Origin of the sequence: Polaribacter reichenbachii (assembly GCF_001975665.1) — a bacterium.
In the GTDB taxonomy this organism is placed as follows: Bacteria; Bacteroidota; Bacteroidia; order Flavobacteriales; family Flavobacteriaceae; genus Polaribacter; species Polaribacter reichenbachii.
This window is the reverse complement of the sequence record NZ_CP019419.1, coordinates 1598356-1622284: the sequence shown is the minus strand read 5'-3', so window position 1 is coordinate 1622284 and position 23929 is coordinate 1598356. Positions and strand designations below refer to the sequence as shown.

The window sequence follows — 23929 nt, the reverse complement described above, 5'->3', positions numbered from 1 at the left end:
TTGTTCTAAAATTCTAATAAGTAATTAAATCATATTAATTTTATCTAGAATGTCTTCTTTATATTTTTTACCAATAGGAATCTCATCAGAATTAATTTTTACATAGTTTTGAGATATTTGGGTTAAATACTGTGTATTAACAATATACCCTCTATGAATTCTGATAAAATCATCATTTAACTTTTCTATAATATCATTTAAACTAGTTCTAACAACTATTTTTTGATGCTTTTTTAAAATGATTTCTATGTAAACATGTGCACTTTTTAAGTAAAGAATATCATCAAAATTAACTTTATGATAAGATCCTTTTTCTTTAATAAAAATCGAATTTTTAATAATCAGATTTTCCTTATCAATCTTACCTATTTTATTAGAAAAATTAAATAAAGCAATTTCTATGGATGTATATAACTCGTCTTTAGAAAAAGGTTTTACCAAATACGCAGGTGGCATAACTTCTTTTGCCTGATTTAGAGTAAATGCATCTGAGTTAGAAGTTAAAAATATAAAAGGAAAATTGTACGATTCTCTTATTTTTTTGGCAATATCAATTCCGGTTTTTCTACCAGACAACTGAATGTCTAAAATAGCAATATCTGGTTTTTCTTCTTCAATTCTAATTAAAGCTTCTGTATAATTAATTGCTGGTTCTAAGGCTTCATAACCCAAATCTTCTAGAGTATCACAAATATTATCTGCGATAATTAGCTCATCTTCTACAACCAGAATTTTTATCTTATTCATACTCTTATATTAAAAACTAAATTAAAACTTTTCTTTTCATTTGATATTAATACACTTTAAAAAGTTCTAAACGTCTTATATAATGTTCTTAAATTAATTTACTAATTGTCTTTGATGAATATCCTTAAAGTAAATTTCAAATTTTGCACCTTTAGAGTTTGTTTGTTTTAAAGTTCCATGCAATTGTTTTACAAGCCTATTTACCAAACGTAAACCTAAACTCTTTGCTTTTTTCACATTGATATCTGTAGATAAACCAGGACCATTATCTTCTATAATTAACTTATAATCTTTATTCTCTTCTTTTTCTAAAGAAATTAATAAGCTATTCTTTTTATCACTTTTAAACGCATACTTATAAGAGTTTGTAATAATTTCGTTGATGATTAAGCCTAAAGGAATTGCTGTATCTACATCGAACATTACATTTTTAGATGAAATTAATGTTTCTACGTTTGTTTTTGAAGCATACATAGATGATAATTCTTTAATTAAAACTCTAATATATTCATCAAAATCTATTAATCCGCTTTCATTCTGATACAACTTTTGATGGATTAAAGCCATCGATTTTACTCTATTCTGCCCTTCATTTGCTAATTCTAAAGCTCTTTCATCTTCTATCCCTTTTGTTTGTAATTCTAACAAACTCGATACAATTTGAAAGTTATTTTTTACTCTATGATGTACTTCTTTTACTAGCAATTCTTTTTCTTGCAGCGTTTTTTCTATTAAAACATTTTTATCTTTTAGTTCTTTAGACTGCTTTTTAATTTTTCTTAAAACTAATAATGTTATTATAAATAAAACAAAGGCTAAAATTGCAATAATAGCATACAATTTTGTTTTTACTTTTTCTAATTCTACTTCTTTTTGCTTTTCTTTTATAGCAATATCAGTTTTAAAATTAGCAAGCGACTCTGACAATTCTTTAGAGTAGGTTTTTTTTATAGTCTGTAAAGCCAGGTCTTTATAACTTAATGCCAAATCTTTATAATCGTGAGCTGATAAAGCATAAGAACTAAAATTTAGTAGACTATAAGTATCGTTAGAGTTTAGATCTTTACCTAAACCTCTAAATTTTGCTACTAAATCTTTTACATTGGTTACATCAAATTTTTGAAGTATTTGTTTTTTTAAACTAGAGTTTTTGTCTAAAGAAGCTATTAATTGAGCATATAAAGAGTAGGTATGAATTCTTCTATCTTCTTCTTCGTATAAAATATTTATTAATTCAATTACTTCATCATTATGCCCTCTTTTGTATACATACGCATTAATTAAATTTTCTATTGTAGAAAAATAATATGAAGATGTATGCTGCAATTGATTTTCGAGTAATAAACTTTTTTTACAAACATCTATATATTCTTGTAGTTTACCCTCTAAAATTAAAAAATCTGACAAATAGTATAGAAATATAATTTGTAATTCTTTGTCTTCTAATTCTTCAGATTTTTGTAAACCATCTAAACAAAGTTTTTTTCCATTTTCAACATCTCCTTGAATTTGATACATAACTATAGGATGTGTTGTTGATTTTAATTTTGCCTTAATTACATTTCTATCAGATTGATTAAAACTATAAATATACGCCTCTAATTCTTTCTGTTTTTCTGCAGCTTCGTCTATAGATATTTCATCTCTTAGCTTATAAACTTGAATCCAAATAATTTCGAAATAATCTAAATTTATATTCTTATCTGCTGGTTTTAGAACATTTTCATTAATATACTCTGAAACTTCTTGATATTTAACTGACTGTCTATTGCTTAATTTTGATGTAAAAATGTAATACTCTCTATACGTTAACTCTTGTTTTTTTACTAACTTTTCTAATATATTGTAATAGCTGTCTTGCTCTAGTTTTGCCAAGTAATGCTTAGCAGAATCTAATTTTTTATGTAAAATAAAATCTTCTACCTTATATGTGTCTTTTATATTAGTTAATGTATTTTGAGCAATTGTTACTATAGAAAAAAGTAACAAAGTAAAATTAAGAAGTAGTTTCATTTCTTAGAACTTGGGGGTGGTTAGATTTATATGTGTTTATACACAAATATATTACAAAAAAGAAAAACGCTTAAACAAATATTTGTTTAAGCGTTTTATAATTTTATAAACTTAATTTCTTAAGCCTCAAAAGGAGTTACAGAAACATAAGATCTGTTATCTCTTTTCTTTTGAAATTCTACAATTCCATCAACTTTTGCATGTAAAGTATGATCTTTACCCATGTAAACGTTTTCTCCTGGATTGTGAGTAGTTCCTCTTTGACGAACAATAATATTACCTGCAATTGCAGCTTGTCCTCCAAATATTTTAACACCTAGTCTTTTCGATTCTGATTCTCTACCATTCTTCGAACTTCCTACACCTTTTTTATGTGCCATTTTGTTGAGTTTTTATAGGTTAAAGTAAATTATAAATGGTTATTTTTCAATACCACCATCTAATCTATCTTGTAATTCTTTTAATTCATCCCACTTACCTTCTGCAGCTAAACCAGCTTGCTTTGGCCAAGTTGTAGTTACTAAATGAGATAATCTAGAACTTGCTTCTGTTAAGATTTCACTCAATTTAGCTGGATCTGCTTTTGCAACTTTAGCAAAAGTATCTAAACCTGCATTTACTAAAGCTTCTGCAGCTTTAGGTCCTGCACCTTCAATTTTCTTTAAATCATCTGCTTTAGCTTTTGTTGCTTTTTTTGGAGCAGCTTTTTTAGTTGCTTTTTTTGCACCAGAAGCAGCAATAGATTCAATTTGAATCTCGCTTAAAGACTGTCTATGACCGTTTTTCTTTCTGTAACCTTTTCTTCTTTTCTTTTTAAAGACGATTACTTTATCACCTTTTAAGTGACTTAAAATCTGAGCTGTTACTGAAGCTCCTTCTATAGCTGGGGCGCCTAAAGTTACGTTACCTGCATCATCAAGTAAAAGAACGTTATCAAAAGTTACTTTTGATCCTTCTTCTCCTTGTAAACGATGAACGTATACTTTTTGGTCTTTTGCTACTTTAAATTGCTGCCCTGCTATCTCTACGATTGCGTACATACTAATTGTTTTGCGTATTTATACTAAATTAATGCATTTAACTTCCTGAAAATGCGGATGCAAATATACATGTTTTTTAATACTTAACAACATCAATTATAATATTTTAAAATTAAATAATTATTTAAGCAATCCTTTATTATATCAAAAGCTTTATTATTTTTGAATATTGACTTTTTTGTTTGTTTTCTGTTACAAAACTTAAAAAATTGCGTCAAACCAAAACACTTATTAATAATCAAAATTAAACCAATGAAGAAAAGTATTTTATCTTTTACTGCTTTGGTGTTATTTGTTTTTACAACAAATGCACAAAAAGTAGAATTTGAAGAGTATGATTTAAGTAATGGGATGCATGTAATACTGCATCAAGACAACTCTGCACCTGTTGCATTTATTGCTACTTACTATCATGTAGGTGCTAAAGACGAACAACCTGATAGAACAGGAATGGCGCACTTTTTTGAGCATTTACTTTTTGAAGGAACTAAAAACATAAAAAGAGGTGAATGGGATAAAATAGTTTCTTCTGCGGGTGGTAATGGAAATGCAACTACAGATGATGATAGAACTTATTATTATGAACAATTCCCATCTAATGAAGTTGCTACAGGTTTGTGGTTAGAGTCTGAAAGACTATTGCACCCAGTTATAGAACAAGTTGGTGTAGATACACAAAATGAGGTTGTTAAAGAAGAAAAAAGATTAAGAGTAGACAATCAGCCATATGGAAAATTCTTAGAGAATGTTAAGAAAAACATCTTTAAAAAACATCCTTATAAAGGAACAACAATTGGTAAAATGGAGCATTTAGATGCTGCAACTTTAGAAGAGTTTAAAGCGTTTAACAAAAAGTTTTATGTACCAAATAACGGAACTTTAGTAGTTGCTGGTGATATTGATAAAGCCGAAGTAAAAAAAATGATTCAAGATTATTTTGGATCGATTCCTAGAGGTGCAGAAATTGAGAGAAATTTTCCAAAAGAAGACCCAATTACAGAAACTATTAAAGCAAAAGCTTACGATGCTAATATTAGTATTCCTGCAATTATGGCTGCTTATAGAACACCTGCAATGACAACAAAAGATTCTAGAGTTTTAGATATGATATCATCGTACTTTAGTACTGGTAGAAGCTCTGTTTTGTATAAAAAATTAGTTGATACTAAAAAAATGGCGTTACAAACAGGTGCCATCAACTTTAGTCAAGAAGATTATGGAACGTATATTTTATTTGGTTTGCCACAAGGTGAAACTTCTTTAGATGATTTACTAGAAGGTATTGACGAAGAAATTGTAAAACTACAAACCAATTTAATTTCTGAAAACGATTATCAGAAATTACAAAATCAATTCGAAAATAGATTTGTAAACTCAAATTCTACAGTACAAGGAATTGCAGGTTCTTTAGCTGAGTATTATGTGATGTTTGGTGATACTAATTTAATTAACACAGAGATTGATATTTTTAGGTCTATCAGCAGAGAAGATATTAGAGAAGTTGCAAAAAAATACTTAAATCCAAATCAAAGATTAGTTTTAGAGTATTTACCAGAATCACAAAAGAAATAATATAAGATATGAATATTATGAAAACAAAAATAGCATCGCTTGTAGCCATATTAACCATCTGTTTTTCGTTAAATGCACAAGTAGACAGAACAAAAAAACCTGCTTCAGGTCCTGCTCCACAAGTAAAATTTGGTAAAGCAGATAAGTTTAAATTAAAAAATGGTTTAACTGTAATTGTTGTAGAAAACCATAAATTACCAAGAGCTTCTGCCAGTTTAAATATTGATAATAAACCTTATTTTGAAGGTGATAAAGCTGGGGTTTCTTCTATGATGGGTAGCCTTTTAGGTAGAGGAACACCAACAATGACTAAAGATGCTTTTAATGAAAGAGTAGACTTTTTAGGCGCTAATATTAGTTTTGGTAGCTCATCTGCTTATGCATCTTCTTTAAAAAGATATTTTGAAGAAGTTTTAGGCTTAATGGCAGATGGTGTAAAAAACTCACAATTTACACAAGAGGAGTTTAATAAAGAACAAAAGGTAACTTTAGACAATATAAAAAGTAACGAGAAAAGTGTTACTACAATTGCTAGAAGAGTTGAAGATTTATTGACTTATGGAGCAGAACATCCTTATGGAGAGTTCATATCAAAAGAAACTGTAAACAACATCACTTTAGCAGATGTAAAGGCAAATTATAATACGTACTACAAACCTAATAATGCTTATTTAATTGTTCAGGGCGATATAAATCCGAAGGAAATTAAAAAGTTAGTTACTAAATTATTTTCTGATTGGGAAGCAGGCACAATACCTACAACCAACATTCCAGAGCCTAAAAATGTAGAAACTACAGAAATTAACTTCATTAATATGGATAATGCAGTTCAGTCTGAGATTGCTATTATCAACAACATCAACCTAAAATTAGGAGATAAAGATTATTATGCTGCACTATTAGCCAACAGAATTTTAGGAGGTGGAGGTACTGCGCGTTTATATTCTAATTTAAGAGAAGATAAAGGATACACTTACGGTTCTTATTCTAGTGTAAGACAGAGCAGATATGCAGCTACATTTAGAGCAACTGCAAGTGTACGTAATATGGTTACAGACAGTTCTGTTGTAGAAATGATGAAAGAAGTAAACAGAATTCGTTACGATAAAATTACAGAAGCAGAACTTAAAAACGCAAAAGCGCAATATGTGGGTAGTTTTGTAATTAACGTACAAAAACCAGCAACTGTTGCAGGCTATGCTTTAAATAGAGAATTGTATAATTTACCAGACGATTTTTACGAAAATTACCTAAAAAATATAAATGCTGTTACTATTGATGATGTACAAAATGCAGCCATTAAATATTTTAAAGGCAATAAAACTAGAATTGTAATAACTGGTAAAGGTATTGATGTACTTAAAAACCTTGAAAAAACAGATTATGTAATTAAATATTTCGATTCTGAAGGTAACCCAACTGTAAAACCACCAATGACAATGCCAATTCCTGCAGGAGTTACAGCAACAACTGTTGTAGATAAATACATAGATGCTATTGGAGGAACAGAAAAGGTAATGGCTGTAAAAACCACAATGATGGTTGCAAATGCTACTGTACAAGGTATGGCTTTGGCAATGACTTCTAAAACTGCTGCACCAAATAAAACATCGCAAGAGATTGCTGTAGCTGGTAATGTTATGCAAAAATCTGTTTTTGATGGTACTACTGGTTATCAAGAAGTAAGAGGTCAAAAAATGGAAATGAAAGCTGAACAGATCGAAGAAGCAAAAGCCAATTTAGTTCCTTTTTCAGATTTAGCTTATAAAGCTGGTAAATTAGATAGAATTGAACCTATTGATGGTATAAATTATTACGTTATAAAATTCAATGACACTGAAGCTTTCTATGATCTAAAAACAGGTTTAAAAATCAAAGAAGTAAAAACTGTAAAAGGACCAACAGGAGAAATGAAAGTACCAACCACTTTTAGCAATTACAAAACTGTAAATGGTGTATTATTTCCATATTCAATTGGCATTAAATCTGGTCCTATGGATTTAAAATTTGAAGTAAAAGAAATAAAAGTAAACGAAGGTGTTTCTGATGAAGATTTTAAATAAACACTTTTTAAAATAAATTTAATAAGAGAGTCAAAAGTTCTGTTTTGGCTCTTTTTTTTGATTTTAAAAATTCCAATTTTTCTTTTTTTGATGTATTTTTTACTCTATTGAGTTCTTTTTCAGTTAAAATTGAGGTAAAAAACCTCAACTTTTTAAAATACAAGTCATATTATTAATAAATTTGTAAAATAATTCAATACTATACTCAAAATGAAAACTCAAAAAATATTTACTGCAATCGCAATTGCTTGTTTTATACTTACAGGATGTAAAACTGAAAAAAAAGAAGTTAAAACTGAAAACGTATCTTTAGCCATTTCTGGAATGACTTGCGAAATTGGATGTGCAAAAACAATACAATCTAAATTATCTAAAAAAGAAGGTGTTTTAGACGCAAAAGTTATTTTTAATGATAGTATTGCAAACATAGAATATGATGCTAATACAACTTCTAAAAAAGACTTAATTGCTTTTGTTGATGGAATTGCTGGTGGCGAATTATATAAGGCTAGTGAAGCTTCACATAAAAAAGCACATACTTGTACAGAAGATTGTAAAGAAAAATGTGAAATGACAGCAGATAAAAAAGAATGTAAAGAGGATTGTACAATGGCTTGTTGTGCAGATAAAAAAGCTTAACAATCATTTTAACTTATAAGACAAAAAGCAGGCTAAAAGCCTGCTTTTTTTTATGACTGTAACCAATCTCATACTTTATATGAAAGTATCTTTAAATATATTAAAACTATTGATTTAGAATGCTTTTCTAGGTAAATAAACAGCTCTAATATAATTTCTAAGAAAAAATAAATGTTACAACATAGATTTTAATCAGCATAGATTAAAACACGAATAAGAATCTATTTATAAAACCAAGAAAGCAGGCTTAAAGCCTGCTTTCTTTCTATATAAAAATTTGTTTTAATCCTTAATCGACTATAAGCTAGCGTTAATCCAAGTCCAAGTAGAAATATCTACAGCAGTAGAAGCTTTACCTGAATTTAAAGTGTATTTAGTAGTTTCTCCACTAACTAAAGTTGCATCAGCAGCAGCACCATCAATCATTACATTAGATAATGCACCACCATCTTTCATATCTAAATCAAAATCGTACCCAATTAAGTTTAAACCTGTAATAGTACCTCCAGAAGTTTTCTTAAACTGTAAAGCTGTACCACCTACTGTAGAAACTGCAGTTATATTAGTAAATGTTGGGTTTGCATTATCTTTATCACCTTCAAAAACTGTAGAAAAACCAGGAACTGTATTTGTAATGTAAGCATTAGTTACAGAACCATTCCATTCTTCTGTCCAATCTATAGAATCATCATCGTTATCTTTTAAGTATAAGTTACTAGCAGTTGCAGTACCTCCAAAAAACTCAACACCATCATCTGCACCATTTATTACAGCAATGTTTTCTAATTCAGTTTTGTTACCAACACCATATAAAGAAACACCATTGTATTGAGATTCAGAATTAATCTGTGCTCCTGTACCTTTAATTACTAAATATTTTACGTGACCTGAATCATCATCTTCAGTTGTACCACCATAAATAAAACCTCCAACTTCTGCAACTGCATCTACACCTGCTGATGTTGGTGCATCTCCACAAATTGTTAAACCTCCCCAATCTCCAGGGTTAGCAGCAGCAGAAGAAATTACTACTGGATTAGCAGCTGTACCATCAATTTCTATTTGACCTCCTTTTAAAACAGCAATATAAACTCCTGTACCACCATCTCTAGCAGTAATTTTTGTACCTGCAGGAATTACTAATTTTGCATCACTAGGAACTATATATGCTGAATTTAACATATAAGAAATTGAAGCGTCTAAAGTAACTGTACCAGAGATTGTACCTTGTAATACTGAACTCTCAAAAGATAAATCTGAATCTACCCAAGGAAAATCTGACTTAGTAACTGTTGGAGCTACATTTGCACCATTAATAGTATAAAAATATTCATCGATAGTATCTGGCTCTGTAGGATCTGTTAAAGCAACAGCTTCTAAACCTGCTTCTAAAACTACATTACTAGTAGCACCACCGTCTTTCATATCTAAATCTATATCATAACCAGATAAAGATAAACCTGTAATTGTACCTCCAGATTGTAATTTAAATTGTAAAGCTGTACCACCAACTGTTGAAACAGCTGTTATGTTATTAAATTTTGGATTTCCGTTAACTTTATCTCCTTCAAAAACTGTAGAGAAACCTGGAACAGTATGAGAAATATAAGCGTTAGAAACTGTACCATTCCATCCTTCTGTCCAGTCTATAGAATCATCATCATTATTTTCTAAATAAAGATTAGATACAGATACTGTACCTCCAAAAAACTCAACACCATCATCTTTACCATTAATTACTGCTACATTATTTACAACTGTACCAGAACCAACTGCGTAAAAAGAAACACCATTGTATTGAGATTCTGTAGTAATCTGAGCACCAGTACCAACAATTTGTAAATAGTTAATGTTACCTGAGCTATCGTTATCTACAGTACCACCGTAAACAAAATCTCCAACTTCTGCAACTGCATCCACACCTGCTGATGTTGTAGCATTACCACAAAGTGTTAAACCACCCCAATCTCCAGGATTTCCACTAGCAGAAGACATTACAACTGGATTAGAAGGATTACCATTAATAAAAATTTGAGCTCCTCTTAAAACTGCAATATAAACCTCAGAACCACCTGCATCTGCAATAATTCTTGTACCTGCTGGTATTGTTAAACTAGCTCCTTCTACAACTGTAAATTGACCTGTTAAGCTATACTGTGTAGAAGCTTCTAAAGTAGCGCTCTCTGTTAATGCTCCATTTAAGATTCCGTTTTGTAAATTTTCAATTACATCGCTCACTGGTGGAACAACTGCAATTGGATCATCACTTCCACAACTTGATACAGAAGTAACAATTGTAATAATTGCTAATAATTTTACAACTAAATTTTTCATTTTTTTTGAATTATATTTTTTATTTGTTTCTGCAAAGTAACCTCAGAATTATTTCATTTTTATTAACTAACTATTAATAATAGGTTACGAAAATTTATAAAAAACCTCTATTTGTTACGATAATGTTAACTAGAACTTATAAGTAAAGTTAACACTCAATTGGCTTCCTCTTTTATAAGACTGAACCACCATATCTGTAACACCATTTATTGCACCAGATCCAGAATTATCAAACTCAGTAACTTTTTGAGTTTGTTGTATATCTGGATTTAGTAAGTTTCTACCTACTATTTTAATTATAAAATCTTCAGTAATTTCTTTGCTTAAAACTAAGTCTAAAGACACAAAACCTTTTTCAATAATTTCATCGTTAAATAAAGTTGCACTATTTACTAAATCTTCTGGAGAACCTAATGCAAATATTTTATCTGATGCATAGTTACCAGACACTGTTGCTGTAAATTCTTTTTCTGATCTGCTATTAAAACTTAAAGATGCATTTGTAATAAAATCAGAAGCTCCTTGTAAACCTGACTCCTCTACATCTGAGTATTGAAAGTTTGTGTACAAATCTTGATTAAACCACATTTTAGTAATATTGAAATTGGCGCTCAATAAACTTTTTTCATCTTCATTTTCTATGATGTTTAATCTGCTTTCTAATTCAATTCCGAAAACAGTTGCTTTTTCTCCTGTATTGTTAAACTCGAAGTTACCAGAAGAACCTCTTGTTAAAGCTAAATTTATAGGGTCTTTAATATTTTTATAAAATACAGTTCCAGAAACTAACTCATCTCTACTTGGAAAAAATTCCCATTTTGCATCTAAGTTTATCACTTTAGATCTTTCTAAATCTGGATTACCTTGAATTACACGTCCTGTAGGTTCTTCATATTGAAAAGGAGCAAATTCTTTAAATTCTGGAAGTGTTTGCGTTAAACTAGAGGCAAAACGAACAGAATTTCTATCATTTAATTGGTATTTAAGATTTAAACTAGGGTAAACAGAATTATATTCTCTGCTTAAAGAACCTGCTCTTGCTTGTCCATTTGGCCCTTGATAATTCTTTACATTCCAAGCAATATTAACTTCATTTCTTTCAAATCTTAATCCGAAATTTCCAGAAAGTTTATTATCTAAACCAAAACTTAAATTTGTAAATGCTGCCATATTTGTCATATCAGCAGAATAAGCGTCTGGTAATTGCTCTATTACTCTTAACATTGGGTTAGCAGCTTGATTGTAATTAGAAAGATCTGTAAAAGTATTTGAAATATTATCTACTGTTGGAACTAAAAATCCAGAATCAGGAAAACCTGGTGTATAACCTGGTGTAGAAACACCAACAAACTGAGAACTAAAAGCTCTTTCTTTATTTCTGAAATTTAAACCAAAATTTAATTTCATTGGCTTATCATCATACTCACTTTCTGTTATTCCAAAAGAATACTCATCAACTATATACGCATTAAACTCATTATCCTCAATTCTTTGTGTAGATTTTCTTTGAGAAAAATCTGATACATCTGCATAAGTTACTTCACTATCACTAAAAATAATAGCTTCGTTTCTAATACGATTAGGCTCTTCTGCTAAAACAAAGTTATAACCACCTGCCCAAGTTAATTTATTGTTTTCAGAAAGTTTGTGCTCTCCATTTAATTGATTTACAAACATAATTGTTTGTTTGTAGTTTTGATCTCTTACAAAAGCGCCTCTTTCTTGTGGCTGTTGATCAAAAACATAACCTAAACCATTTCTTCCTTGCTCATATAAATTATCTCTACCAGTATTTACAAATAAGGTATTGTAACCAATTTTATGATTATCGTTTAATTTTATATCTCCTCTAATATAACCAGTTGTATTTATCTTTGTAATATACTGTTCTACGGATGGAGAATCATTTAAAGCTGTTGCAGGGTCGTAAGATAAATTAGGAAACGCATTGTCTAAAATATTAGCACGATAAGTTCTAAATTCTCCTTCTTGATACTCAAAAGATTTACTGTGAGATGCAGTAGCAAATATTGCTAATTCTTTACCAAAAATATCGAACTTATAAGCTGCATTAAAAGATACCCCATAATTTGTTGAATTATCTGATGTTGATGGATCCCAACCTTGATATTTAATAGCATCAGTAAGTAAAAAAGGTTTTTTGTGATACCCAAAAGTAACATCACTCATATTTAGTGTATTTCTAAAGTCTGAACTTAAACCCATTACTGCAGTATTAAAACCTCCGCTTACACCTATAGAAAAACCCTTTTTTGTATATTTTTTTGTGGTGATATCTACTGTCCCTGATGCTTGATCAGAATATCCGACTGTATTATAGGTTTTAGAAATCCCTATATTATTAATAATGTTGGTAGAAAAAAGACCTAAATCTATATTTTTATTTGCTACATCATCAGAAGGAATAGGTAAACCATTCATTGTTGTAGATAAATATCTATCTCCTAAACCTCTAATATAAATATCTCCTGAACCTTCACTTTTTGTTACCCCAGAAATTTTAGTTGTTGCAGCAGCAGCATCAGAAACTCCAATTTTAGATAATCTTTCTGCTCCAATACTTTCTACAATTACAGTGGCATTTTTTTGCTTTAATAGCAATGCTGACTCTTTTTCTTTAGTAGAACTTGTTTTAATAACAACATCATCTAAAGCAACACCTTCTTCTGCAGACATTAATTGGTTTATTGTAACTGTACCACCTGCTTTTATGGTAAATGATTTTTCGATTGTTTTATAACCTAAAAAACTAAATTGAACAGTATGAGTTCCTGCAGGAACCTGAATACTATAATTACCATCAAAATCTGTTGTTGCACCAATATCAGTACCTTTTATAAGTACGTTTGCAAATGGCAAAGGTTCATTATTAGATTCTTTATCTGTTAATAAACCTGTTAACTTACCTCTTTCTTGAGCTGCTAAAAACTGACTCATTGCTAACAAGGTAATTAGTAAAAATTTTCTCATTTTATGTGTTTAATTTGCTAATGCAAAAGTCAACTCCTTTTGTAAACTCAGTGTTAGTTGTAAATTATGCTTGAGTTAAAAACTGGTTAATTAATTGTTAATTTTGTTAACTTAAAAATTATGAATTGGTAACTATCTAATATTAAAAACTAAGAGTGTATATCTATAAAATAGATTACTTTAGAGGCGAAAAATGAATGAGAATTTCATAACATTTAGATAACATTACCAAAATTTAGTGTAATTAACTTTGCTTTCTTAAATTTATAATATAAAATGGAAGATCCTTATATTTTAATGTTGATAGCTTTAGCTGTTTTAGCTATTGTTGATTTAGTTGTAGGTGTTAGTAACGATGCTGTTAATTTCTTGAATTCAGCAATTGGTTCTAAAGCTATTTCTATTAGAAACATTATGATTATTGCTAGTGTTGGAGTATTTTTTGGAGCAGTTTCCTCTAGTGGAATGATGGAAGTTGCGCGTAAAGGAATCTTTAACCCAGATATGTTTGTGTTTCAAGATGTAATGTACATCTTTATGGCTGTTATGATTACTGATATTCTATTATTAGATGTCTTTAACTCTTTAGGTATGCCAACCTCCACAACTGTTTCTATTGTATTTGAATTATTAGGTTCTGCTGTAGTAATTGCTATTATTAAAATTTCGCAAAATGATACTGAAAGCATGTCTGCAATATGGAACTACATTAATTACAATACTGCTACAGATATTATTTTAGGTATATTACTCTCTGTTATTGTTGCATTTACAGTTGGAGCAATTGTACAATATTTTTCTAGAGTTATTTATTCTTTTAATTTTGAAAGTAGACCTGCCTATATAAATTCTTTATTTGGTGGTTTTGCTATTACAGCTATTACTTATTTTATAATTATTAAAGGGCTTAAAGGAACTCAATTCTATGGTAGTTTAAAAGGTTATTTAGAAGGTAATACCATACAAATTATTGCTATTAGCTTTGTAGTTTGGACCATTATTTCTCATTTAATTATTAAAATACTTAAACAAAGCATTTTAGTTATTATTATTGGTGTAGGTACGTTTTCTTTAGCTATGGCTTTTGCTGGTAACGATTTAGTAAACTTTATTGGCGTGCCAATTGCGGCTTTAAACTCTTATGAAGCCTGGACAGTTTCTGGCACTAACCCAGAGTTGTTTTCTATGGGTAGTTTAGCGAAAAAAGTACCCTCTAACATTTGGCTTTTATTATTAGCTGGTGGAATTATGGTAATTACTTTATGGACATCTTCTAAAGCAAAATCTGTAATAGAAACAGGTATTAATTTATCTAGACAAGGAGAAGGTCATGAAAAATTTCAACCTAATAATTTATCTAGAGTTGTAGTACGTTTTGCTATGGTTTTAAATATAGGTATCAATTATTTACTACCACAAAAAGCACAAAAATATATTAATGCTAAATTTGAAAAACCCATTATAAAATTACCAAAAGATAAAACTTTTGAAATGCCTGCTTTCGATTTAGTACGTGCTTCTGTAAATCTTATCATGGCAAGTGTATTAATTTCTATAGCAACATCTATGAAACTACCATTGTCTACGACTTACGTAACTTTTATGGTAGCTATGGGTACTTCTTTAGCAGATAGAGCCTGGGGGCGTGAAAGTGCTGTATATAGAGTGGCTGGAGTTTTAAATGTAATTGGTGGCTGGTTTTTAACAGCAATTATTGCTTTTGTTGCAGCTGGTATTGTAACTTATTTTATTAATTTACATATTGCTTTTATACCTGTTCTATTATTCTTAGTTGCTTTTTTAATTACTAAAAATTCTATGGCACATAGAAAAAGAGCTAAAGAAATAAAAAGAAAAACACATATAGAACGATCTGAGTTAATTACCATTAATGGTGTAATTGAAGAAAGTTCTGATCATATTTCTGGTGTTGCCGATAGAATAAATAAATTATATACAAATGTTGTAGATGATTTAGCTAACCATGATTTAAATAAACTACGCAAAACAGATAAACACGTAGAAAAGCTAAACCATGAGATTGATGAATTGAAAGACAATGTTTTTTATTTTATTAAATCTTTAGATGAAACTTCTGTACAAGCAAGTAAATTTTATATTTCTGTTTTAGGGTATTTACAAGATTCTGCTCAATCTATAAGTTACATTTCTAGAGCTAGTTTTAAACACGTAAATAACAATCATAAAAACTTAAAAAAGGGTCAGTTAAAAGATTTAAAAGGAATTAACAATCAACTAACAGAAATTTTACAAAACGTTAGCGATGTTTTTAAATCTAGAGATTTTGATAGCTTAAACCCTATTTTAATTGAAAAACGTGAGCTTTTAAAGAACGTTTCTTTATCCGTAGAGAAACAAGTTAGTAGAATTAGAACAGATGAAACGAGTCCTAAAAACTCTACATTATACTTTAGTATCTTACTAGAAACTAAAGATTTAATGAAAGCTTTAATGAACTTGTTAGAAATTTATGAGGAGTTTTATTTAAGTACTAAATAAAAAAACAGCATTAAAAAGATTTTATAATTTTAGAACCAAAATCCGAGGTTAAAAAGAAAATAGCTTTCTCCATGATTTGGTGACCAACTGTATTTAAATTCAATTGGTCCTAGAATGCTATCGTAACTATAACCTAAAGCATAACCTGTTTTTATATCTTTAAAAATATCTATATCTTTAAAAACATTTTTATCTAAACGACCAAAATTTGCAATAAAACTAGCATAATGTTTCTCTGCAAATTCGTATCTTAAAAGTACTTCTGTTTTTAGAAAAGAATCATCAGACAACTCAGCAAAATCATAACCATAAAAAGACACAAAGTTATTTATGTAATTCTGATTATAGCCTCCTAAATAAAAATCAAAAACAGTTGAATTAGAGGTATTAAAGGTAAAACCTGCATCATTAGTATTCTGAAAAGTTATTTTATCTGTAAGAGGAGTTGCGAAACCTAAAGTACCATAGGCTTGCGCAAAACTTTTAAAATCGTTGTTGTAATCGGTTGAATTTAAAAACCATTTCAAATTTAAATCGGCATAATATCCTTTTGTTACAAAATATCTTTTATCGTATGTATCTAATTTAATAAATGCAAATGCATTGTAATATTCACTATTATCTAAATGTGTTTCGTCTCCATTATTAGTTATGGTTTCTGTACTTGCCTTTAAATATTTATGCTCTGCACCAAAACCTATCGCAAATTTTCTATCGAAGGTGGTTTGCACATAGAGTTGATTTGTTATATCTGTGTACTTTATGTTAACGCTATTTATACTTGGATATTCAGAAATTAAAGGTGCATACTTAGAATTAGCTCTAAAATGATTGTATCTCGATCTAAACCCAACACTTAAATAAAAACCATTATCAACAAAATAATTTAAATTATACCTTAAGTTATCGCCTAAAACTAAATCTAAGGAAAGTAAATCATTCTTAATAAAAGCGTGTTTTTGACTGTAATTTAGCAAGACACTAGATTTGTATAAATCATCGTAATGCGCACCCAAACTTATGGTTGCATTCTCATTAGTTTCTACTAAATTTAATTTTAAATGATACGAATTGTCTTTTTGTTTAATTAGATTGTAATTTATTTTATCGTAATTTTTAGTTGCCGATAATAAATCTATCCTTTTTGTTATTTCTTGTCTAGAAATACTATCTCCTGCTACAATCCCTAATTTTCCAATTACATAACGATACGTATAATTCTCAGACCTTATAATTTCTACCTTAGATATGTAATTTTTATCCGTATTAATCTTTAAATAGTTTCGTTCTTTTTTATTAATTTGTTTTGCGGCTAACTCTTTAAAAACTTCTTTAAATTTCTTTGCTTCAGTTTCTCCTTTTTTAATGATTTCATCCTTTTTCTCAAAGTCTACAACATTATATTCAAAGATATCTGGATGAATGTAAACGTCTAACTTTTCTCTTTCAGTTTCACTTTTATCATACATTTGATAACTCACAATCTGATTGATAATAGCAATTGCTGATGTTAAATTCTCTTTTTTTATCAATTTACCTTCTACATCAACACCAATTACAACATCTATGCCTTTAGATTTCATTATTGAAACCGGAAAATTATTTGCGATACCACCATCAACTAATAATTTATCGTTAACTACAACAGGATTTAATAACGTAGGGAAAGAACCGCTTGCTCTTAAAGCCATTGGTAATGAGCCTTTTTCTAAAACGACACCTTTACCTGTTTCTACATCTGTAGCAATACAAAAAAACGGAATTTCTAATTTAGAAAAATCATCAATTTCTTCTGTAGAACCTAAAAGTTCACAAAGTAAGTTTAATATATTTTGCCCTCTAGAAACCCCTCTTGGCAAGCCTATTTTACCTTTAGAAACTGGCAATGTTATTTTGGTTTTTTCTGCGTATTCTTTTTCAAAAAAAGGAGATGAACTTCTAGGTATTACATCTCTTAATAAATTTACAAAATCTGTTTTTTTAGCAATTTTTTCTATTTCTACAGCAGAAAAACCAGCAGCATACAAACCACCTATTATTGCCCCCATACTTGTACCACCAATATAATCTAACTGAATACCAGCATTATCTATTTCTTTTAAAATACCAATATGCGCAAAACCTTTAGCACCACCACCACTTAAGATAAGTCCTATTTTGGGCTGTTCTTGTTGCCCCAACACAAGTATTGGTAACATAAAAACCAAAAAGAATATTTTACTTTTCATTTTCTATTTCTTTATGAAAATATTGATGCACTTTTACAGCTCTTGCATGGCCAATTGCTTCTTTTAAATCTGCTAAAGAGGCTTCTTTAACTCGTTTTGCCGATTTAAATTTACGTAATAAAGTTGTAATTGTTTGTTTACCAACATCTGGAATTTGCTCTAATTCACTTTGTATAGCACTTTTACTACGTTTATTTCTATGAAAAGTAATTCCAAATCTATGTGCTTCGTTTCTTAAATACTGCGTAATTTTTAAAGTTTCTGACTTTTTATCTAAATACAAAGGAATAGGATCGTCTGGATAATAGATTTCTTCTAAACGTTTTGCAATACCAATTATTGCAATTTTACCTCGCAAACCTAAAATATCTAAACTTTTTAACGCGGATGATAATTGCCCTTTACCACCATCAATAATTATTAATTGAGGCAAAGATTGGCCTTCTGATAATAAGCGTTTGTATCTTCTATAAACTACTTCTTCCATAGATGCAAAATCATCTGGTCCTTCTACAGTTTTTATATTGTAGTGTCTATATTCTTTTTTACTAGGCTTACCATCTCTAAAAACCACACAAGCAGCCACAGGATTTGTACCTTGAATGTTAGAGTTATCAAAACACTCAATATGTCTTGGTTCTTCTTTTAAACGCAAATCTTTTTGCATTTGCGCCATAATTCGTTTTACGTGCCTATCTGGATCAACAATTTTTATTTGCTTAAATTGTTCTTGTCTGTAATATTTAGCATTTCTTTCTGAAAGTTCTACAATTCGTTTTTTATCACCTAATTTTGGTATTGTTACTTTTATATTCTCGCCAATATCTACTTTAAAAGGTACATAAATTTCTGGTGATTGCGAATTGAAACGTTGTCTAATTTCAACAATAAAAAGTTCTAGTAATTCCTTATCAGTTTCATCTAACTTTTTCTTAATTTCTGTGGTGTGCGATTGTATAATAGATCCGTTAGATATCTTTAAGAAATTTGCATATCCATGAGTTTCATCAGAAATAATAGTAAACACATCTACATTATTAATAGACGGATTTATAATAGTAGATTTTGATTGATAATTACTCAGTAAATCTAATTTTTCTTTGATTTTTTGCGCCTCTTCAAACTCCATTTTTTGGGCAAAATCTAGCATCATTTTATTAAATTTCTCTAAACTTTCTTTAAAGTTTCCTTTAATAATATTTCTAATTTCTTTGATAGATTCATTGTAATGTGCTTCAGTTTCTAAACCTTCACAAGGTCCTTTACAATTTTTTAAATGATATTCTAAACAGACTTTATATTTGCCTTCGCTAATGTTTTGGGCACTTAAATCGTAATTGCAAGTTCTTAATTGATAAAGTTCTTTAATTAAATCTAATAAAACTCTTACTGTTCTTACCGAAGTGTAAGGCCCAAAATATTCTGAGCCATCTTTAATAACTCTACGTGTCATAAAAATTCTTGGAAAACGCTCTTTTTTTATACACAACCATGGGTAACTTTTATCGTCTTTTAGCAATACATTATAGCGTGGTTTGTATTTTTTAATAAGGTTGTTTTCTAATAATAACGCATCTGTTTCTGTATTTACAACAATGTGTTTTATACGAACAATTTTTTTAACTAAAACACGTGTTTTGCCATTTTCGTGAGTTTTTGTAAAGTAAGAAGCAACTCTTTTTTTTAAATTTTTAGCTTTACCAACGTAAATAATTACATCCTCTTTATCAAAATATTGATAAACTCCTGGAGCATTAGGTAAGGTTTTTATTTGAAGTTCTAAAGAAGTTGTAGACATAATACGAAAATACCAATTTTTTAAACACCCAAGTTCTAAAAACAAGTAAAACACAAGTGTAAAAAAAACACGTATAAACACGTGTTTTAAATTATTTTACAAGTATTAATACTTTCTTTTGCGTTTTTTTTAGTTAGTTTTATAAGCTAATCAAAGTAATATCTTAATCTAAAAACTATTAAATATGGAAAAACAACCAAACGATGTACCAAAAAAAAACAAGAAAAATACTATACCTTTAAAAACAGCAAAAAACTGGGCAAAAAGATGGCGCAAAATGGAGAGTAGTTATAACAAATATAACGACTGTAGAGCTTTTAATATTCCTTTATTAGACCTACAAGAAGCAATAGCTGAAGGGGCTGCAAGTGTAAGAGCCTATATTGGTGTTGAAAAAATGATGGTTGAAGGTGAAAATGTTTACATCGAAAAATTAATGATTGTTGGTGTAGACAAAAATGGCAAAGACATGATTTCTTCTGAAGATGGAGAAACATTGGACTCAGAGAGTGGTGAAATCTTTGATTTTACTCAACCATGTCCAGAAAACTGTGATCCAAATAGCCCTTTAAATGGCCCAAGTTAAATGGGAATTGATGAGTTGATCACAAAACTGGGAATAATTATTTTAACATTAAACACTTTATTTTTTATTCTCAGTGTTCATAAAAAAAACAAAGCATTAAAATACTTTATTTTGTATTTAGTGCTTTGTTCTTTTGTACAACTATATTCTAGTCATCTTCATAAATTAGGGGAGTACAATTTATTTTTAAGTCATTATTTTTTTACAGGACAATTTCTTTTGTTGAGTTTTTTTTTCTCAGAATTATCAGAATACCAAAAAATTAAAAAACCAATCAGGTACTTTAGTTTTATTATAACATTTTCTATTATTTTGTATTTTGTATTAAACCCTAGTTCTTATGTAAAATGGAATGAAATTGAAATTGTAATAACATCTTTACCACTATTAATTTATAGTTTTTTATTTTTTATCAAAAAGATAGATAACAGTAAAAACAAAAAATATATTTATTTTAATTCTGGTTTCTTTGTTTATACGCTTTGCAGCACACTAATTTTTATTTTAGGAAATATTGGTGGTAGAGAACTTAAACTTTTTGTTTGGGATGCAAATCAATTTCTATATTTACTTTTTCAAATCTTAATTTTTGTAGAGTGGTTTAAAAATTTTAGAAAAAACACGCTTTTTAATAAAAAGTAATCAAGGGTTTATATCTATTATTTTGAACTAGGTATAAACCCCTGATTTTTACTTCAGCCTTTTTATTTCACTCAATTACTCGTATCTTGGTATAAAAATATTTTTCCGTAGTTTTGATTATACCTATCTAAAAAACCAAATGGAAGAATTCTTTGTACAAGAAGATCAAGTGATAATTATAGTGTTAACAGGTGTTTTATTCCTCCTACTTATGGGAGTTTCTCTTTTATTATTTTTCTTTTTTTCTAGAAAGAAAATAGTAGAAAAAGAGATTGAAAAAAACATTTTAGAAATCACCTATCAAAAAGAGATTATACAATCTATAATTATTACGCAAGAAGAAGAACGTAAAAGAATTGCACAAGATCTCCATGACGATATTAGCTCTAAACTTAATGTAATTAATTTAAATGCGAACCTATTACTAGATGGAGAATTAACTCCAGACGAATACACCTTTGTTAATAAACTTATATTAGAAGTAACAGATAGAACCTTAAAAAGTGCCAGAAAAATTGCTCACAATCTACTACCTCCTATTCTAGAAGAATTTGGATTTAAAGATGCTGTAGAAGAATTAGCAGACACTTTTAATAATAGTAGAAAAATTAATATAGAATACACAATAAACTATCCAAAAAAACTTTTAGTTCCGCAAAATGAATTACATCTATTTAGAATTACCCAAGAGTTAATTAACAACTCTATAAAACATGGAAAAGCAAATAATAGTAAAATAAATATTTCATACAAAAACAATGAACTAATTTATAGTTATACAGACAATGGCGTAGGTTTTAATGTAGCTAATATCGATAACAAAAAAGGCCTTGGCATAAAAAATATAGAAAGTAGGGTTACTTTATTAAACGGAAAATACAATATTGATAGTAAAATAGGTAAAGGTTTTAAAATTGAAATTATAATATAAAATCTTCTGATTATGAAAATAATAAATATAGTAATAGCTGATGATGAAGAATTATTTAGAAAAGGAATTCGTTTTTTACTAGAAAAAGAATTTAATTTTAACATTATCTATGAAGCAGAAAATGGTAAAGACTTAATAAACTTTATAGTTAATACTAAAATAGTTATTGATGTTATTCTAATGGATTTAAATATGCCAGAAATTAATGGCGTTGAAGCCACAAAGGTTATACATAAAAAAAATCCAGACATTAAAATAATTGCATTAACCAGTTATGGTGGTAAATCGTTTATTACTAATATGATTGATGTTGGTGCCTCTTCTTACCTACTTAAAAACACTAGTCCTAAAATGATGATTTTTACCATAGATCAGGTATATGAAAAAGGATTTTATTATGATGAAAAAGTACTTAACATTATTCATAAAAACATTATATCATCTAGTGGAAAACGTATTAAAAGTGATTTAGATAAAAAACTACTTTCTAAAAGAGAAATTGATGTATTAGAACTTATATGCGAACAAAATACAACTTCAGAAATTGCAGAAAAACTTTTTATAAGTCCTAGAACTGTAGAGGGACATAGAAATAATTTACTATTAAAAACACAATCTAAAAACGTAGCAGGTTTAGTTATTTACGGTATTCAAAAAAAAATAATTGAAATTACACCAGATTTTAATCTGTAAAATCACATTAACTTCAAAAAACAGGTATAAATACTGGTCATTTAGGTATTTATACCTGTTTTTATTTTTGGTTATTTAAGCTCTAAAACCAATTAAACAATAAGTATACATTTGAAATAAGTTTAACTAAAAACTAAAATCTATGTACACACTTACAGTAAAAAACAACTATGTCTACGACATTGGTTCTTCAAATGGAGTAACTATAGCAAAATCAGGAAACCATGTCTTTAACAATCGAGGATCTATCTATTTTACAATTCCTGGCATTGGAGAAATTAGTTTTATAGACTTAGGTGATAAAAAAATTGAAGGTTACCCTATACCTAAAGAAACTTGGGGAGTTTTAATAAGAGCTCAGACTACAGAAGCATATTATAGATATGAAGGTGGCGGAGAATTAACTGCAACTCTAGATAGTTATGGAACTTTACATCTTTCCACAACAAATGGTACAATGATAGCCATTAGATTACCAGAACTTATTATAAACTAATTCATAACTTAAAAAAATATTATTATGGCACAAGATGCATATATAGGAGAAATATCAATATTCGCAGGAAATTTTGCCCCAAGAGGTTGGGCTTTTTGTAGCGGTCAATTATTAGCAATTTCATCAAACACAGCATTATTTTCAATTTTAGGAACCACTTATGGTGGAGATGGTAGAACTACTTTTGGTTTGCCAAACCTTTGTGGTAGAGCAATTGTAGGAGCAGGAAATGGGGCTAACCAAGGATTAAGTAATATCCCTTTAGGGTCTAAATTTGGTACTGAAACTACCATCTTAAATAACCTTAATTTACCTTCTCACAATCATATTATTACTGTAAGCGAAACTGCTGGTACAATTGACATACCCGTTAATTCTGAAGATGGTAGCGCAGATGAAACCAACCCAGGAGCAGGTATATTAGCAAACACTGGAACAGATAATTATTCTAGTGAATTTACTGGAGCTACTATACAAAAGTACGGTGGACAAAGTTTACCCGTTAGAATTAACTCAACTGCTACAGCTTCAATGACAGGAAATAATTATCCTTTTAATAACATTCCTCCTTCTTTAGGTGTAAATTATATTATTTGTTTATATGGTATTTACCCTTCTAGAAGTTAAATTATACTT

General features: G+C 29.1%; 18 protein-coding genes and 1 pseudogene. 10 read left to right on the top strand and 9 right to left on the bottom strand.

Annotated elements, in window-relative coordinates; all coding sequences use genetic code 11:
- Positions 1–24: 24 nt before the first annotated feature.
- From BW723_RS06710 to rplU, 5 genes and pseudogenes are all read right to left on the bottom strand, one after another.
- Positions 25–747 carry a LytR/AlgR family response regulator transcription factor gene (locus BW723_RS06710; protein ID WP_068357118.1) on the bottom strand — a complete coding sequence of 241 codons (723 nt, stop codon included), beginning with the start codon at positions 745–747 and terminating at the stop codon, positions 25–27.
- A 93-nt stretch (positions 748–840) separates the two neighbouring features.
- Entirely contained in the window at positions 841–2760 is a 1920-nt protein-coding gene (locus BW723_RS06705) for a sensor histidine kinase (RefSeq protein ID WP_083139575.1), read from the bottom strand.
- 119 nt (positions 2761–2879) lie between these two features.
- Positions 2880–3140, bottom strand: coding sequence for a 50S ribosomal protein L27 (gene rpmA / locus BW723_RS06700; RefSeq protein ID WP_015481656.1), 261 nt, complete (start codon positions 3138–3140; stop codon positions 2880–2882).
- Between the two features lie 39 nt (positions 3141–3179).
- Positions 3180–3416 carry a helix-hairpin-helix domain-containing protein gene (locus BW723_RS18145; RefSeq protein ID WP_394372179.1) on the bottom strand — a complete coding sequence of 79 codons (237 nt, stop codon included), beginning with the start codon at positions 3414–3416 and terminating at the stop codon, positions 3180–3182.
- Positions 3417–3557: 141 nt separating this feature from the next.
- Positions 3558–3800 (bottom strand): annotated as a pseudogene (rplU, locus tag BW723_RS18140) (50S ribosomal protein L21); the annotation flags it as partial.
- 252 nt (positions 3801–4052) lie between these two features.
- Here rplU and BW723_RS06690 point away from each other — a divergent pair.
- The 3 genes from BW723_RS06690 (at position 4053) to BW723_RS06680 (ending at position 8074) form a co-directional block, all read left to right on the top strand.
- Positions 4053–5372: a M16 family metallopeptidase gene (locus BW723_RS06690; protein ID WP_068357128.1), complete on the top strand. Its 1320-nt coding sequence runs from the start codon at positions 4053–4055 to the stop codon at positions 5370–5372.
- 17 nt (positions 5373–5389) lie between these two features.
- On the top strand, positions 5390–7435 hold the full coding sequence (locus BW723_RS06685) for a M16 family metallopeptidase (protein WP_068357395.1): 2046 nt from the start codon (positions 5390–5392) through the stop codon (positions 7433–7435).
- Between the two features lie 210 nt (positions 7436–7645).
- Positions 7646–8074 carry a cation transporter gene (locus BW723_RS06680; protein WP_068357130.1) on the top strand — a complete coding sequence of 143 codons (429 nt, stop codon included), beginning with the start codon at positions 7646–7648 and terminating at the stop codon, positions 8072–8074.
- A 297-nt stretch (positions 8075–8371) separates the two neighbouring features.
- Here the strand turns inward: BW723_RS06680 and BW723_RS06675 are convergent, their stop codons facing one another.
- Together BW723_RS06675 and BW723_RS06670 are read right to left on the bottom strand one after the other, a co-directional pair.
- On the bottom strand, positions 8372–10408 hold the full coding sequence (locus BW723_RS06675; protein ID WP_068357134.1) for a hypothetical protein: 2037 nt from the start codon (positions 10406–10408) through the stop codon (positions 8372–8374).
- Positions 10409–10537: 129 nt separating this feature from the next.
- Complete coding sequence (locus tag BW723_RS06670) at positions 10538–13399, bottom strand: TonB-dependent receptor (RefSeq protein WP_068357136.1); 2862 nt, start codon at positions 13397–13399, stop codon at positions 10538–10540.
- 276 nt (positions 13400–13675) lie between these two features.
- On the opposite strand from BW723_RS06670, the gene BW723_RS06665 reads away from it, so the two are divergent.
- Complete coding sequence (locus tag BW723_RS06665; protein WP_068357143.1) at positions 13676–15919, top strand: inorganic phosphate transporter; 2244 nt, start codon at positions 13676–13678, stop codon at positions 15917–15919.
- Positions 15920–15948: 29 nt separating this feature from the next.
- On the opposite strand, the gene BW723_RS06660 is transcribed toward BW723_RS06665, so the two are convergent.
- Positions 15949–18147 carry a patatin-like phospholipase family protein gene (locus BW723_RS06660; RefSeq protein ID WP_068357146.1) on the bottom strand — a complete coding sequence of 733 codons (2199 nt, stop codon included), beginning with the start codon at positions 18145–18147 and terminating at the stop codon, positions 15949–15951.
- Positions 18137–19945: an excinuclease ABC subunit UvrC gene (gene uvrC, locus BW723_RS06655; RefSeq protein ID WP_068357148.1), complete on the bottom strand. Its 1809-nt coding sequence runs from the start codon at positions 19943–19945 to the stop codon at positions 18137–18139. The genes BW723_RS06660 and uvrC overlap by 11 nt, the downstream gene beginning before the upstream one ends.
- Before the next feature lie 184 nt (positions 19946–20129).
- On the opposite strand from uvrC, the gene BW723_RS06650 reads away from it, so the two are divergent.
- From BW723_RS06650 to BW723_RS06625, 6 genes are all read left to right on the top strand, one after another.
- Entirely contained in the window at positions 20130–20531 is a 402-nt protein-coding gene (locus tag BW723_RS06650) for a hypothetical protein (RefSeq protein ID WP_068357150.1), read from the top strand.
- 312 nt (positions 20532–20843) lie between these two features.
- Positions 20844–21173 carry a hypothetical protein gene (locus tag BW723_RS17695; RefSeq protein WP_157578333.1) on the top strand — a complete coding sequence of 110 codons (330 nt, stop codon included), beginning with the start codon at positions 20844–20846 and terminating at the stop codon, positions 21171–21173.
- A gap of 139 nt (positions 21174–21312) precedes the next feature.
- Complete coding sequence (locus BW723_RS06640; RefSeq protein WP_068357156.1) at positions 21313–22104, top strand: sensor histidine kinase; 792 nt, start codon at positions 21313–21315, stop codon at positions 22102–22104.
- Positions 22105–22116: 12 nt separating this feature from the next.
- The gene (locus tag BW723_RS06635; protein WP_068357159.1) at positions 22117–22797 is read left to right on the top strand and encodes a response regulator transcription factor; all 681 of its coding nucleotides are present in this window, start codon (positions 22117–22119) and stop codon (positions 22795–22797) included.
- Positions 22798–22939: 142 nt separating this feature from the next.
- The gene (locus BW723_RS06630) at positions 22940–23293 is read left to right on the top strand and encodes a hypothetical protein (protein ID WP_068357162.1); all 354 of its coding nucleotides are present in this window, start codon (positions 22940–22942) and stop codon (positions 23291–23293) included.
- A gap of 24 nt (positions 23294–23317) precedes the next feature.
- Positions 23318–23920 (top strand): phage tail protein, encoded by a 603-nt coding sequence (locus tag BW723_RS06625; RefSeq protein WP_068357170.1) that lies wholly within the window; start codon positions 23318–23320, stop codon positions 23918–23920.
- Positions 23921–23929 lie beyond the last annotated feature (9 nt).

Coding starts and splice junctions, on each gene's coding strand:
- BW723_RS06685 (WP_068357395.1), top strand. CDS start 5,390: ATGAAAACAAAAATAGCATCGCTTGTAGCCATATTAACCATCTGTTTT.
- BW723_RS06665 (WP_068357143.1), top strand. CDS start 13,676: ATGGAAGATCCTTATATTTTAATGTTGATAGCTTTAGCTGTTTTAGCT.
- BW723_RS06625 (WP_068357170.1), top strand. CDS start 23,318: ATGGCACAAGATGCATATATAGGAGAAATATCAATATTCGCAGGAAAT.
- BW723_RS06690 (WP_068357128.1), top strand. CDS start 4,053: ATGAAGAAAAGTATTTTATCTTTTACTGCTTTGGTGTTATTTGTTTTT.
- uvrC (WP_068357148.1), bottom strand. CDS start 19,945: ATGTCTACAACTTCTTTAGAACTTCAAATAAAAACCTTACCTAATGCT.
- BW723_RS06640 (WP_068357156.1), top strand. CDS start 21,313: ATGGAAGAATTCTTTGTACAAGAAGATCAAGTGATAATTATAGTGTTA.
- BW723_RS06710 (WP_068357118.1), bottom strand. CDS start 747: ATGAATAAGATAAAAATTCTGGTTGTAGAAGATGAGCTAATTATCGCA.
- BW723_RS06650 (WP_068357150.1), top strand. CDS start 20,130: ATGGAAAAACAACCAAACGATGTACCAAAAAAAAACAAGAAAAATACT.
- BW723_RS06635 (WP_068357159.1), top strand. CDS start 22,117: ATGAAAATAATAAATATAGTAATAGCTGATGATGAAGAATTATTTAGA.
- rpmA (WP_015481656.1), bottom strand. CDS start 3,140: ATGGCACATAAAAAAGGTGTAGGAAGTTCGAAGAATGGTAGAGAATCA.
- BW723_RS06680 (WP_068357130.1), top strand. CDS start 7,646: ATGAAAACTCAAAAAATATTTACTGCAATCGCAATTGCTTGTTTTATA.
- BW723_RS06630 (WP_068357162.1), top strand. CDS start 22,940: ATGTACACACTTACAGTAAAAAACAACTATGTCTACGACATTGGTTCT.
- BW723_RS06675 (WP_068357134.1), bottom strand. CDS start 10,408: ATGAAAAATTTAGTTGTAAAATTATTAGCAATTATTACAATTGTTACT.
- BW723_RS06660 (WP_068357146.1), bottom strand. CDS start 18,147: ATGAAAAGTAAAATATTCTTTTTGGTTTTTATGTTACCAATACTTGTG.
- BW723_RS06670 (WP_068357136.1), bottom strand. CDS start 13,399: ATGAGAAAATTTTTACTAATTACCTTGTTAGCAATGAGTCAGTTTTTA.
- BW723_RS06705 (WP_083139575.1), bottom strand. CDS start 2,760: ATGAAACTACTTCTTAATTTTACTTTGTTACTTTTTTCTATAGTAACA.